This is a genomic window from Streptomyces aureoversilis (genome assembly GCF_042657885.1).
Taxonomy (GTDB): domain Bacteria; phylum Actinomycetota; class Actinomycetes; order Streptomycetales; family Streptomycetaceae; genus Streptomyces; species Streptomyces aureoversilis.
The window spans coordinates 170,547-182,931 of record NZ_JBHSKJ010000012.1; the positions used below are offsets into that span (position 1 = coordinate 170,547).

9 protein-coding genes are annotated in these 12,385 nt (G+C 73.1%); 5 read left to right on the forward strand and 4 right to left on the reverse strand.

Annotated features, from left to right (window positions below):
- Positions 1 to 11 precede the first annotated feature (11 nt).
- A complete protein-coding gene (locus tag ACFPP6_RS21955; RefSeq protein WP_382044953.1) occupies positions 12 to 2,135 on the reverse strand; it encodes a glycosyltransferase family 4 protein in 2,124 nt (707 codons plus the stop codon).
- Positions 2,136 to 2,283: 148 nt separating this feature from the next.
- Positions 2,284 to 4,458 (reverse strand): glycosyltransferase family 4 protein, encoded by a 2,175-nt coding sequence (locus tag ACFPP6_RS21960; RefSeq protein WP_382044955.1) that lies wholly within the window; start codon positions 4,456 to 4,458, stop codon positions 2,284 to 2,286.
- Positions 4,459 to 4,644: 186 nt separating this feature from the next.
- Here ACFPP6_RS21960 and ACFPP6_RS21965 point away from each other — a divergent pair, with 186 nt between their 5' ends.
- Positions 4,645 to 5,475 (forward strand): hypothetical protein, encoded by an 831-nt coding sequence (locus ACFPP6_RS21965; RefSeq protein WP_382044957.1) that lies wholly within the window; start codon positions 4,645 to 4,647, stop codon positions 5,473 to 5,475.
- A 184-nt stretch (positions 5,476 to 5,659) separates the two neighbouring features.
- Here the strand turns inward: ACFPP6_RS21965 and ACFPP6_RS21970 are convergent, their stop codons facing one another.
- The gene (locus ACFPP6_RS21970) at positions 5,660 to 6,757 is read right to left on the reverse strand and encodes a hypothetical protein (protein ID WP_382044960.1); all 1,098 of its coding nucleotides are present in this window, start codon (positions 6,755 to 6,757) and stop codon (positions 5,660 to 5,662) included.
- 65 nt (positions 6,758 to 6,822) lie between these two features.
- On the opposite strand from ACFPP6_RS21970, the gene ACFPP6_RS21975 reads away from it, so the two are divergent.
- The 4 genes from ACFPP6_RS21975 to glmM all read left to right on the forward strand — a co-directional run bounded on the left by ACFPP6_RS21975 (position 6,823) and on the right by glmM (position 11,247).
- On the forward strand, positions 6,823 to 8,451 hold the full coding sequence (locus ACFPP6_RS21975) for an ABC-F family ATP-binding cassette domain-containing protein (protein ID WP_382044963.1): 1,629 nt from the start codon (positions 6,823 to 6,825) through the stop codon (positions 8,449 to 8,451).
- 253 nt (positions 8,452 to 8,704) lie between these two features.
- On the forward strand, positions 8,705 to 9,151 hold the full coding sequence (gene rplM, locus ACFPP6_RS21980; protein WP_106681041.1) for a 50S ribosomal protein L13: 447 nt from the start codon (positions 8,705 to 8,707) through the stop codon (positions 9,149 to 9,151).
- Between the two features lie 39 nt (positions 9,152 to 9,190).
- A complete protein-coding gene (gene rpsI, locus ACFPP6_RS21985) occupies positions 9,191 to 9,694 on the forward strand; it encodes a 30S ribosomal protein S9 (RefSeq protein ID WP_106681042.1) in 504 nt (167 codons plus the stop codon).
- Positions 9,695 to 9,888: 194 nt separating this feature from the next.
- A complete protein-coding gene (glmM, locus tag ACFPP6_RS21990; RefSeq protein WP_382044967.1) occupies positions 9,889 to 11,247 on the forward strand; it encodes a phosphoglucosamine mutase in 1,359 nt (452 codons plus the stop codon).
- Between the two features lie 125 nt (positions 11,248 to 11,372).
- Here the strand turns inward: glmM and ACFPP6_RS21995 are convergent, their stop codons facing one another.
- Positions 11,373 to 12,329 (reverse strand): DUF389 domain-containing protein, encoded by a 957-nt coding sequence (locus ACFPP6_RS21995; RefSeq protein WP_382044970.1) that lies wholly within the window; start codon positions 12,327 to 12,329, stop codon positions 11,373 to 11,375.
- Positions 12,330 to 12,385: the final 56 nt, after the last annotated feature.

Consider the following 12,385-nt stretch of genomic DNA (forward strand, 5'->3'; position numbering starts at 1 on the left):
GCGTTGTGGGATCAAGCGGGGCAGCTGACCGCCAGGTCGCTGTTGACCGTGAAGTACGGCTTGATGCCGTCGACCTTCGGGTACAGGTCCGTCTTGTTGCGGTCGACGATGTCGCCGATGAGACGGGCCACCTTGACCGGCTCGCCGTCCGGGGTCAGGCGCAGGGCCAGGTCCCAGACGGTGTTCTCCTCGCCGGTGCCGCGGGCGTGCCGCAGCTCGGCGTAGGGGACGGTCACCCGGAAGGCCGTGCTGTCGACGGCGGTGACCTGCGCGGTGACCTTGTCGGCCGTGTCCGCGCGGGGCGTGGCGACGAGGACCGGCTCGGCGCCGTCGGCGAACTCGGCGCCGTGCAGGGTGCCTTCGACGGTGAGGGCGGTCTCGTCCTGGCGGACGAGGCGGGCCTCGGCGTGGACGGGGCGGTTCCAGGCGCGCAGGGCGAGGAAGCCGTCGACCGTCGGGTAGGGCACCCACCAGGTGAAGGGGGCGCCGGGCAGCGGCTCCAGCTCGACCAGGCCGCGGCCCTCGGCGAGGTGGGAGACGACGCGGCGGCGGGCGCCGTCGTCGCCGCGGACGACGTGCAGGTCCCAGCGGCCCTCGCCCAGGCGCAGCTGCTTGCGGTCGAGGACGGCGGTGTACGGGTCCTTCGGGCCGGCCGGTGCCTTCAGGGGCACGGCGACGGGCTTGCCCTCCTTGCGGCGGGTGACCGTGAGGGAGAGCTTCTCGCCGGAGAGGCCCTTGCGGTCGACGGAGACGAGGATGTTGCCGTCGGCGTCGATGCGGCAGGAGGCGGTGCAGCGCAGCGGCTTGCGGACGATCTCCTTGATCGCGGCCTTCACCGGCGGGGTGGAGGGCTTGGCGACGCTGCGGCGCAGCGGGCGGAGGATCTTGCCGGCGGTGCGGCGCAGCATCTTCGTCAGCGGGACGGGCGCGGGCTTGCGCTCGGCGGTGCCGGAGCCGGCCGGGGCCGCCGCCGAGGCCGGGGCGGAGCCGTCGCGGACGCCGCCGAGGCTCTCGATGAGCTCCTCGTAGCGGCGGGCGATGGCGTCCGGGTGGTAGCGCTCGGCGGAGACGCGGGCGGCCTTGCCCATGGCGTGCCGCAGCTCGTCGTCCTCGATGAGCTTGAGGAGGCCCTTGGCGATGGCGTCGCTGTCGAGGTTGGTGACGAGGAGGCCGTCGTGGCCGTCCTTGATGATCTCGCCGGGGCCGTGCGGGCAGTCCGTGGCGACGACGGGGACGCCGCAGTTCATGGCCTCCACGATCGTCATGCCGAAGGACTCCTCGCGGGAGGTCACGGCGGCGATGGAGCCCTTGGCCCACTCGGTCTCGATGGGGGAGTGGGGGCCCATGAGGGTGATGTGCTCGGTGAGGCCGAGCTGGTCGATCTGCTCGCGCAGCTTGGCCTGCTGGGGGCCGCGGCCGTAGATGCGCAGCTTCCAGTCGGGGCGGGCGGCGGCGACGGTGACCCAGGCCTTGACCAGGAGGTCGTAGCGCTTGACGGGGATGAGGCGGCCGGCGGCGACGACGAGCTTGGCGTTGCCGTCGGAGGGCTCGACCTCGGAGGCGGGGACGCCGTTGGGCAGCGCGACGAGCTTGGTCCTGATGCCGGGGAACTGCTCGCGGTGGGTCGCGGCGTCGGCGTCGGAGACGGCGGTGTGGGCGTCCAGGTGCGGGATGGCGCGGTCCTGGGCGGCGCGGATGTTCGGCTCGTGGGTGCCGTAGATCCGGTGCTCCTGGCCGATCCGCAGATAGCGGTCCTGCCCGAATTCGGCCAGGTACATGACCAGGCCGGGGCGGGTGGCGACGACGACGTCGGCGTCGGTGCGGGCGAGGTGCTCGGCGACGCGCTTGTCGGTCAGGGCGCTGAAGTGGGCGCCCTTGGCCTCGACGGGCGGGATGTGGGCGCTGTCCTGCTCCAGGAGCGGGTTGTCCCGGTCGGCGCCGGTCTCGGCGCGGGTGTCGATCAGGTGGACCAGCTTCACCTTGCGGTGCAGGGGGAGCTTGGGTGTGCCACCGGTCCTGTGGATGGACACGATCTCCACGTCGTGCCGGGCGGCGAGCGCGCCGGCGACGTTGAAGGTGGAGCGGATCGTGCCGCCGATGCCGTAGGCGTTCTGCAAAAGGAAAGAGATCTTCATGGCGGTGTGTGCGCGGCGTTACGGGCGGCGCGTCCGTCCTTCCCCCTGGCCTGGGTGTGCGGGTCTCCCCTGTCGGCCGGATGCTTCGGTGGTCCGGTCCGATCCGTCGGTTAAGACCGTTGGGAGGGATTTCGGTTGCCTGTCGAGGCTACATTGTGGCTTGAGTCACGTCGCTTACGTCAAGGGTGAGATCGTTCTCCGGGTCGAAGACGGGGCGCACGGCGACGGTACCCCGCACGGGGTGTTCCAGGTCGCGCGCCGGGTGCACGTCGGTGCGTTTGCGGTCCACGCCGTCGCCCGTGAGACGGCCGAGCGGGACGGGCGGTTCCGCGGGGGCGGGGCGCAGTTCCAGGCGCCAGACGTCGTGGGCGGTGCCGCGGCGGGCGAACAGCAGGCCGTAGGGAACGGTGCAGCGCAGCCGCCGTCCGGGGAGGGCGGTGAGGGGGACCTCCACGTCGTGGGCGGGGTCCTCGGGCGATACGAGGGCGATGCGCGATGCCGGGCCGAGGGGTGCGGTGGTGCCGAGCACGGTGGCGGTCACGGTGAGGGAGTCCTCGCCGACGGCGATCTCGTCGAGCTCGGCGTGGGCGGGGCGGCGCCAGGTGCGCAGGGTCAGGGAGCCGGCGGCGGTGACGTAGGGGACCCAGGCGGTGACGTGGCCGTCCTGCTCCTGCCGCAGGGGCAGGGTCAGCAGCCGGGCCTGTTCGACGAGATCGGCGGCGACGCGGGCGCGCTTGCGGTCGTCGGCGCGCTCGGCGAAGAAGTCCCAGCGGCCCTCGGCGAGGGTGGTGCCGGACCGGTCGAGGACGGCGGTGAGCGGGCCCTTGCCGGTGGCGGGGCGGGTGAGGGGGATCTCGATCCGCTCGCCCTCGCCGGTGCCGTCGGTGCCGCGCAGGCGCGCCGTGAGCGTCAGCCGCTCGCCCGTGACGCCCGCGCGGGGCAGCCGGACGGCGAGGCCGCCGTCGGGCGTGGCGCGGGCTGAGGCGCGGGGGCGCAGCGGTTTCAGGGGTGCGGGCGGGGCGGGCCGCTCCGCGGCGGTCGCGGTGCGGGCGGGCCCGAAGGCCTCGGCGGCCTTGCGGCGCAGCGGCCGTACGAGGCGGGCGGCGGTGCGGCGCAGGGCGGCGGGGGCGGATGCGGGGGCCGCGGCGGGTGGCGCCGGGGTCTGCGGCGGCAGCAGCTCCGGGCGGACCGCGCGGACGATCTCCTCGAAGCGCTCGGCGATCCGGGCGGGGGCGTAGCGCAGGGCGGAGTCGCGGGCGGCCCGGCCCATGGAGCGGCGCAGCTCCTCGTCGTCGATGAGCTTGAGGAGGCCCTCGGCCACGGCGTCGGCGTCGCCGGGCGGGACGAGCAGGCCGTCCACCCCGTCCTCGATGATCTCGCGGGGGCCCTGCGGGCAGTCGGTGGCGACGACGGGGACGCCGCAGTGCATGGCCTCCACGATCGTCATGCCGAAGGACTCGAAGTCGGAGGTGACGGTGGCGATGGAGCCCTTGGCCCACTCGGTCTCGATGGGGGAGTGGGGGCCCATGAGCGCGATGTTCTCGGCGAGGCCGAGCTCGTCGATGCGGGCGCGCAGGGCCGCGCGCTCGGGGCCGCGGCCGTAGATGCGCAGGCGCCAGTCGGGGCGCTCGGCGACGACCTTGGCGAAGGCGTCGACCAGGAGGTCGTAGCGCTTGACGGGGATGAGGCGGCCGGCGGCCACGACGAGCTTGGCGGTGCCGTCGGAGGGCTCGACGTCGGCGGCCGAGACGCCGTTGGGCAGTGCCGCGATGTGCGTGCCGGCCTCCGGCAGCATCTCGCGGTGGGTCGCGGCGTCCGCCTCGGAGACGGTGGTGTGGGCGTCCAGCAGCGGGATCGCGGCGTCCTGGGCGGCGCGGACCTCCGGGTGGTGGCCGCTGTGGATGAGGTGCTCCTGGCCGATGCGCAGGAAGGTGCGGTCGGTGGCGAGGCGGGTGAGGTGGACGAGGAGGCCGGGGCGGGTGGCGACGACGACGTCGGCGTCCGTGGCCTCCAGGTACTGGGCGACGCGCAGGTCGGCGAGGCGGGTGAAGGCCTTGACGTCGCGCTCGCGCGCCGGGAGGAGGGCGCTGGGCTGCTGCTGCAGCTCGTTGTCCGTCTCCGAGCCGGGGGCGTCCTTGCGGATGTCGATCAGCGACGTGAGCCGTACGCGGCGGCCGGCGGGGAGCTTCGGGGCGTCCGCGCTGCGGTAGACGGAGACGATCTCGACGTCGTGGCGGGCGGCGAGGGCGCTCGCGAGGTTGCCGGTGGCGCGGATCGTGCCGCCGATGCCGTAGGCGTTGTGGATCAGGAAGGCGATCTTCATGAGTGTGGGCCCCCTCTCCGTCTCTCCGTGCGCGTGTGGAGTCCGTCCGTTTGTTCGGGCGAGCGAACTGTAGGGGTAGCCGCGATGCTTCCGTCAAGCGGTGCATCGAACGGAAGTCCAGAGGGTAACCGGGTGGCCGGGCGTGGCGCGGGGACGGACCCCGCAGGCGCTGGGAGGCTGTGCCCTGTGAAGGCGATGGTGGCGGTCTCCGCGGTCGTGGCCCTCGGGCTGACGGCGGGATGCGGCGGCACTGGCGGCGACGGCGGACTCGACGGCAACGGCGGCTCCGGCGGAGGAGGCGGCCGCGGCGGCGGCCGCGGCGAGGCCAAGGACACGCGCGGTGCCGTGCGGATACTGAGCTCCGCCCAGCTCCGGCACGTCGAGCTGGGGCCGCGCGAGGTTCCCGGCTTCCAGATCGAACGCGCGAGCAGCTGGGCCGCCGGGGGCGGGCGGCCCGTCGCCGACGACGCCTCCTGCCGGCCCCTCGTCGAGGCCCTCGGCTCCCGGCCCCGGCCCGCGCCGGCCGCGTCCGTCGTCAACACCTTCGCCAAGGCGAGCGAGGACCTCGACTTCCAGGGCCTCATGGGGATGATCCGCGTCTCCACCTACCGCGGCGACGGCGCCGTCTCCACTCTCGACGGGCTGCGGTCCGCGGCGGCCGGCTGCGCGGGCGGCTTCCGCATGCGCACCGGGGAGGGCGAACCCCAGGAGTTCCGGGCGGTCCGGACGCTCACGGCGCCCCGGCTGGGGGACGAGGCGGTGGCCTACCGGCTGGAGAACGCGGCGGAGCGGGCGCCGAGCCTGATCACCGTCGTGCGCTCGGGCGCCACGCTCGCGATGTTCTTCGCCACCAGCCTGTCCGACCCCGAGGACGTCGAAATCCCACCGGAACTCGTCGACGCCCAGATCGCCAAACTGGCCCGCGCCGAACAAAAGGCCCCCACGGTGCCGCCGCCCTCCTCACCGATGGCGGTGGGGGAGGGCGGGGAGGCGGGGGACGGCGGCGACGGCGGGTGACACACGCCGCCCCGCATCCTTGTACCGCCGCGGCGGCGCGCAGCCACGACGGTGGAGTTCGGCGGTGCCGTACGGCCCTCGGGTGGGTTCGGCACCGCCGGGCTGCTTGGTGGGGGCTGGGCGCCGTGGCGGCGGGGTTTTTCTGCCTGCGGCAGGGGGGCGGCGTTGCGCCCGGCCCCGCCGCCTACGCCTGTTTCTTGTTGCCCGGGGACGGGGAGGCCGAGGCCACCGATGCCGCTGCCTGGGAGTTGGCCCGGGCCATGATGCGGCGGAAGGTGTAGCCCGCCACGTCGCGGCCCGCCTGGAGGGCGTCCTTGTCGTCGTCGGGGACGGCCTTGCCGTTCAGGTAGCCGGCCACGGTGAAGTACGCGTAGCGGCCCTCCGCATTGGCGGTCAGGCGGCAGGCCGTGGCCCGGCAGAAGGCGGGGCCGTCACCGGAGAGCGAGGCGATGTTCCCCGTGGACTGCTCCTTGGCCTTGTCGGCCGCGGCCTTCGTGTCGAAGACGGCCACGCCGACCGTCACCGCCACCCCGTCCCGCTTGTACGTCGCCCGCATCACCTTCCGGCAGCCGTTGTCGGCGAGGACGGAACCGAGCCCGCCCTGCGTCGCCGAGGCGCAGTCCTCGGTCGTGGCCGTGTCGACGCGGTCGTACTTCCTCTTGTCGAGGGAGGGCTTGCTGTGCGGGAAGAGCGTCTTCGTGCTGAGCGGCGCCTTGTCCTTGTCCGCGCTGGCTATGAAGTCGCGCGGGTTGGGCGGAGGCGGCGGCGCGACCTGCGAGAACGACGGCTCGGGCGAGCCGGAGGAGCTCGGCAGCTTCTGTGCCGACGGCAGGTCGGAGGCGGATTTGCCGCCCTTGTGCGAACCGACGACGAGGGCCGCCACGGTGCCGGCGACGGCGACCGTGGCCAGCGCGCCGCCGCCGACCAGCAGCCACTTGCGGCGCCGGCCGCGGGCCGCGGTGGTGTCGGCGAGGGCGTCCCAGTCGGGGGTCTGCGAGGCCTGGCCCGGGGCGGAGGCCCACGGCGCGGGCGGTGCGGGCGGCACGGGGTGGTGCTGGGGCGCCGGCTGCGGCTGCGCCTGCTGGGGCGCCGGCTGCGGCTGCGCCGCGGGCTGCCCGGCCTGGGGCGACAGGTCCGGCGGCGGACCGAACTGCCCGGCCGGCGGCATCGGCTGTGAGCCCGGCGGCGGCCCCGAGGGCGGACCCGGGAGCGGACCCGGCTGCTGGTTCGGCTGCTGCGGATCGCCCGGGGGCCCGTACGGCCCTGCCTGCCCAAAACTCATGGCGTGCATCGTAAACCGCGAAAACGGGTTGGTCGCCCCCTCGGCGAGCAGGGAGAATCCCGCCCATGGGACACGTGGAAGCAGCACATCTGGAGTACTACCTCCCGGACGGGAGGGTGCTCCTCGGCGATGTCTCCTTCCGCGTCGGCGAAGGCGCCGCGGTCGCCCTCGTCGGTGCCAACGGCGCAGGCAAGACCACGCTGCTGCGCCTGATCGCCGGCGAGCTGCAGCCGCACGGCGGTACGGTCTCGGTCAGCGGCGGCCTCGGCGTGATGCCGCAGTTCGTGGGCTCGGTCCGGGACGACCGTACGGTCCGTGACCTGCTGGTCTCCGTCGCCCAGCCGCGCATCCGCGAGGCGGCGCGGGCCGTGGACGCCGCCGAACTCGCGATCATGGAGCGGGACGACGAGGCCGCGCAGATGGCCTACGCGCAGGCCCTCTCCGACTGGGCCGAGGCCCGCGGCTACGAGGCCGAGACCGTGTGGGACATGTGCACCATGGCCGCGCTCGGCGTCCCGTACGAGAAGGCGCAGTGGCGCCAGGTGCGCACGCTCTCCGGCGGCGAGCAGAAGCGGCTCGTCCTGGAGTCCCTGCTGCGCGGCACGGACGAGGTCCTGCTGCTGGACGAGCCGGACAACTACCTGGACGTCCCCGGCAAGCGCTGGCTGGAGGAGAAGCTGCGCGAGACGAAGAAGACGGTCCTCTTCGTCTCCCACGACCGCGAGCTGCTGGCCCGCTCCGCCGAGAAGATCATCAGTGTCGAGCCGGGCCCGGCGGGCAGCGACGTCTGGGTGCACGGCGGTGGCTTCGCCACGTACCACGAGGCCCGCAAGGAGCGCTTCGCCCGCTTCGAGGAGCTGCGGCGGCGCTGGGACGAGAAGCACGCCCAGCTGAAGAAGCTGGTGATCACGCTGCGGCAGGCGGCCGCGGTCAGCCACGAGATGGCCTCGCGGTACGCCGCGGCGCAGACCCGGCTGCGCAAGTTCGAGGAGGCGGGCCCGCCGCCGGAGCCGCCCCGCGAGCAGGACATCCGGATGCGGCTGCGCGGCGGCCGTACCGGTGTGCGCGCCCTGACCTGCGTAAACCTGGAGCTGACCGGCCTGATGAAGCCGTTCGGGCTGGAGGTCTTCTACGGCGAGCGGGTAGCGGTGCTGGGCTCGAACGGCTCCGGCAAGTCCCACTTCCTGCGGCTCCTGGCGGGGGACGCCGAAAATCCCGTGGCGCACACGGGCGAGTGGAAGCTGGGCGCCCGCGTCGTGCCGGGGCACTTCGCGCAGACCCACGCCCACCCGGAGCTGATGGGGCGCACGCTCGTCGACATCCTGTGGACGGAGCACGCCAAGGACCGCGGCGGGGCGATGTCCGCCCTGCGGCGGTACGAGCTGGAGAATCAGGGCGACCAGGCCTTCGAGAAGCTCTCGGGCGGCCAGCAGGCCCGCTTCCAGATCTTGCTGCTGGAGCTGGCGGGGACGACCGCGCTGCTCCTGGACGAGCCCACGGACAACCTGGACCTGGAGAGCGCGGAGGCCCTGCAGGAGGGTCTGGAGGCGTACGAGGGGACGGTGCTGTGCGTCACACACGACCGCTGGTTCGCCCGTTCCTTCGACCGGTTCCTGGTCTTCGGTGCGGACGGCCGGGTCCGGGAGGCCCCGGAGCCGGTGTGGGACGAGGGGCGCGTGGCGCGCGCCCGGTAGTGGGCCGTGTGGCCGCGCTCCGGCGCCGGTGAGACCATGTGTTTTGACCCCGCCGGTGGGCGCCCGGTACTCTACGAGTTCGTTATGCGTATTGGCTTGGTCGTTCTCACGCGAGGGGCCCTTACGCTTGCCCACCAGAGTGGCCGCCAGCGGCCCGCACCCGGGTTGCGTCCCCGGAGTGCGTCCCTCGCCGGCAGCCGCCTCAGGCGGGCCGTGTCAGGACCCACTCACTGAAGAAGCGAAGGCTACGACCGTGCGTACGTTCAGCCCCAAGCCCGGCGATGTCCAGCGCCAGTGGCACATCATCGACGCGCAGGACGTCGTCCTGGGCCGTCTGGCCTCTCAGGCCGCCTCCCTGCTGCGCGGCAAGCACAAGCCTGTGTACGCCCCGCACATGGACATGGGTGACTTCGTCGTCATCATCAACGCCGACAAGGTGCACCTGTCCGGCAACAAGAAGACCCAGAAGATGGCGTACCGCCACTCTGGCTTCCCGGGTGGTCTGCGCTCCGTCCGTTACGACGAGCTGCTCGACAAGAACCCCGAGAAGGCCGTCGAGAAGGCGATCAAGGGCATGCTGCCCAAGAACTCCCTCGGCCGTCAGATGCTCTCGAAGCTGAAGGTCTACTCCGGCGCCGAGCACCCGCACGCCGCCCAGCAGCCGCAGCCGTTCGAGATCACCCAGGTCAAGCAGGGCTAAGTCCCGGCCACCGCCGAACCAGAAAGTCTGAGGAGAATCGTGGCTGAGACCACTGCCGAGATGCCGGTCGAGGGCGTCGAGGAGTACACCACCGAGACCGAGGTCGTTGAGTCGGAGTACACCTCCGAGTCCCTCGCGTCCCGCTTCGGCGACCCGCAGCCGGCCGCCGGCCTGGGCCGTCGCAAGAACGCCATTGCCCGTGTCCGGATCGTTCCGGGCTCCGGCAAGTGGAAGATCAACGGTCGCACCCTTGAGGACTACTTCCCCAACAAGGTGCACCAGCAGGAAGTCAACGAGCCCTTCAAGGTGCTCGAGCTCGACGACCGCTACGACGTCATCGCCCGCATCTCGGGTGGCGGCGTCTCCGGCCAGGCCGGCGCCCTGCGCCTCGGCGTGGCCCGCGCGCTGAACGAGGCGGACGTGGACAACAACCGCGGCCCGCTGAAGAAGGCCGGCTTCCTGAGCCGCGACGACCGTGCGGTCGAGCGCAAGAAGGCCGGTCTCAAGAAGGCCCGCAAGGCCCCGCAGTACAGCAAGCGCTAATCACGCGACTTCGCTGCTCTGCTCGAACGCCCCGGCGGCACACTCCGTGCCGGCCGGGGCGTTTCGGCTATCGGTCACCCGGGACGTATCGGCGTATACCTGAAGTCAACGTTCCGGTTCCGGACCCGACACTTTTGTTTGCGGGGCCCGTTCACAGGCAGGCCCCGTATCCGCGCGTTTTTCGGAGGACACCAGTGGGACGACTCTTCGGTACGGACGGTGTGCGCGGCGTCGCCAACGCCGATCTGACGGCCGAGCTCGCACTCGGCCTGTCGGTCGCCGCGGCGCACGTGCTCGCCGAGGCGGGGACGTTCGAGGGCCACCGCCCGGTGGCCGTCGTGGGCCGCGACCCCCGCGCGTCCGGGGAGTTCCTGGAGGCCGCCGTCGTGGCCGGCCTGGCCAGCGCCGGCGTCGACGTGCTGCGGGTGGGCGTCCTGCCCACGCCCGCCGTCGCCTATCTGACGGGCGCCCTCGGCGCCGACCTGGGCGTGATGCTCTCCGCGAGCCACAACGCCATGCCCGACAACGGCATCAAGTTCTTCGCCCGCGGCGGCCACAAGCTCGCCGACGAGCTGGAGGACCGCATCGAGCAGACCTACCGGGCGCACGCCTCCGGCGAGCCCTGGGAGCGTCCCACCGGCGCCGGCGTCGGCCGCGTCCGCGAGTACGACCAGGGCTTCGACAACTACGTCGCCCACCTGATCGGCGTCCTCCCCAACCGCATGGACGGCCTGAAGGTCGTCATCGACGGCGCCCACGGCGCCGCGGCCCGCGTCTCCCCGGAGGCGTTCGCCCGCGCCGGTGCCGAGGTCATCACGATCGGCACCGAGCCCGACGGCCTCAACATCAACCACGAGTGCGGCTCCACGCACCTGGACAAGCTGCGTGCCGCCGTCGTCGAGCACGGCGCCGACCTGGGCGTGGCGCACGACGGCGACGCCGACCGCTGCCTGGCCGTGGATCACAAGGGCAACGAGGTCGACGGCGACCAGATCCTCGCCGTCCTGGCCCTCGCGATGCGCGAGGCGGGCTCGCTGCGCAAGAACACCGTCGTCGCGACCGTCATGTCCAACCTGGGCTTCAAGCTGGCCATGGAGCGCGAGGGCGTCGAGCTGGTCCAGACGGCCGTCGGCGACCGCTACGTCCTGGAGGAGATGAAGGCCCACGGCTTCGCCCTCGGCGGCGAGCAGTCCGGGCACGTCATCGTCCTCGACCACGCCACGACCGGCGACGGCACCCTGACCGGCCTGATGCTGGCCGCCCGCGTCGCCGCCACGGGCCGCTCCCTCGCGGACCTGGCCGCCGTCATGGAGCGCCTGCCGCAGATCCTCATCAACGTCCGCGACGTCGACAAGAACCGGGTGAACTCCTCCGAGGAGCTCGCCGCGGCCGTCGCCGACGCCGAGGCACAGCTGGGCTCCACCGGCCGCGTGCTGCTGCGCCCGTCCGGCACGGAGCCGCTCGTGCGCGTGATGGTGGAGGCCGCCGACATCGAGCAGGCCCGCACCGTGGCCCAGCGCCTCGCCGACGCGGTCAAGTCGGCTCTGGGCTAGGCCGGTATTCCGCTCGCCGCCGTGGCCCACGCCGCGGTGGCACCTCGCCGTAGCGGCGGAAGAACATGCCGGGTACCGCCTGCGCATCTCTTCCGCCGCAGCGGCGCGGGACGACGGCGGGGCCGTCAGCCCTTCGGGCCGCTTGCCGCCACCGCGGAGCGGGCCCGCTGCCTGCCCCAGAACCACTTCTGGGCGAGGAGCGTGAGCGTTCCCGCCACCACGATCCCCGCGAGGTTCAGCGCCAGCTGGACCGCCGACCCGCGGGTCTCGGCCCAGTCCCCGTAGGACAGGGCGACGGCCGCGTTCGCCGCGGCCGGCACCGTCGTCACCGAGATCGCCACGCCGATCAGCGCCCCCGACTTCGCCGAGGTCAGGGAGAGGATGCCGGCGATGCCGGCCAGGAACGCCACCACGAAGGAGAAGGCGTCCGGCTGCCAGATGAAGGACGTCTGGGGGCGGGGGGCCAGGAACTTCGCCTCGTGGAAGAGCCCCAGCGCGTCCATCAGGAGGCTGAAGCCGCCGGTCAGCGCCATCGCCACGGGGAAGCCCACGAGCAGCGCGCCCACCGACCGCCAGGCCAGCCGGGGCGCCCGCCGCACGATCGCCGTGCACAGCCCGGCCAGCGGGCCGAACTCCGGGCCCACCGCCATCGCGCCCACGATCAGGATCGCACTGTCCATGATCACACCGCAGGCGGCCAGCATCGTCGCCACCGTCAGGAACGCCAGGAACGTGACGGTGAGCGTCGACTCCTCGTGGGTCTCCTCGACCAGCGACTCCCACACGATCGCGTCCGCGCCCGAGCCGGGCGCGGCCAGCTCGGCGCGCTGCGCGCGCCGGGACAGGCTCAGGTCGATCTCCTCGACCGAGACCGCGCCGACCTCCGGCAGCCCGCTCGCGCGCAGCGCGTCCAGCAGCTCGTCGGCCGCCTCGCGTGCCACGTCGCACAGCACGATGTCGCCGTGCGGGTCGCGGCCCGCGCCGGGGACGACGGCCAGATGGGTGGCGCCCACCGTCTTCTCGACGAGGGCGACCACGTCGTCGGTGCGCGCGGGCGGGCAGATCATCCGCAGGTGGAGCATGGCTCTCCCGGGTGGTCGGAGCGGTGTTCGCTGCGGTGGTCGGAGCGGAGGTCGCT

Bases quoted from the DNA above. Each gene is read 5' to 3' on its own strand.
- ACFPP6_RS21960 (WP_382044955.1), bottom strand. From the start codon at position 4,458: ATGAAGATCGCCTTCCTGATCCACAACGCCTACGGCATCGGCGGCACG.
- ACFPP6_RS21970 (WP_382044960.1), bottom strand. From the start codon at position 6,757: ATGAGTTTTGGGCAGGCAGGGCCGTACGGGCCCCCGGGCGATCCGCAG.
- ACFPP6_RS21975 (WP_382044963.1), top strand. From the start codon at position 6,823: ATGGGACACGTGGAAGCAGCACATCTGGAGTACTACCTCCCGGACGGG.
- ACFPP6_RS21955 (WP_382044953.1), bottom strand. From the start codon at position 2,135: ATGAAGATCTCTTTCCTTTTGCAGAACGCCTACGGCATCGGCGGCACG.
- ACFPP6_RS21995 (WP_382044970.1), bottom strand. From the start codon at position 12,329: ATGCTCCACCTGCGGATGATCTGCCCGCCCGCGCGCACCGACGACGTG.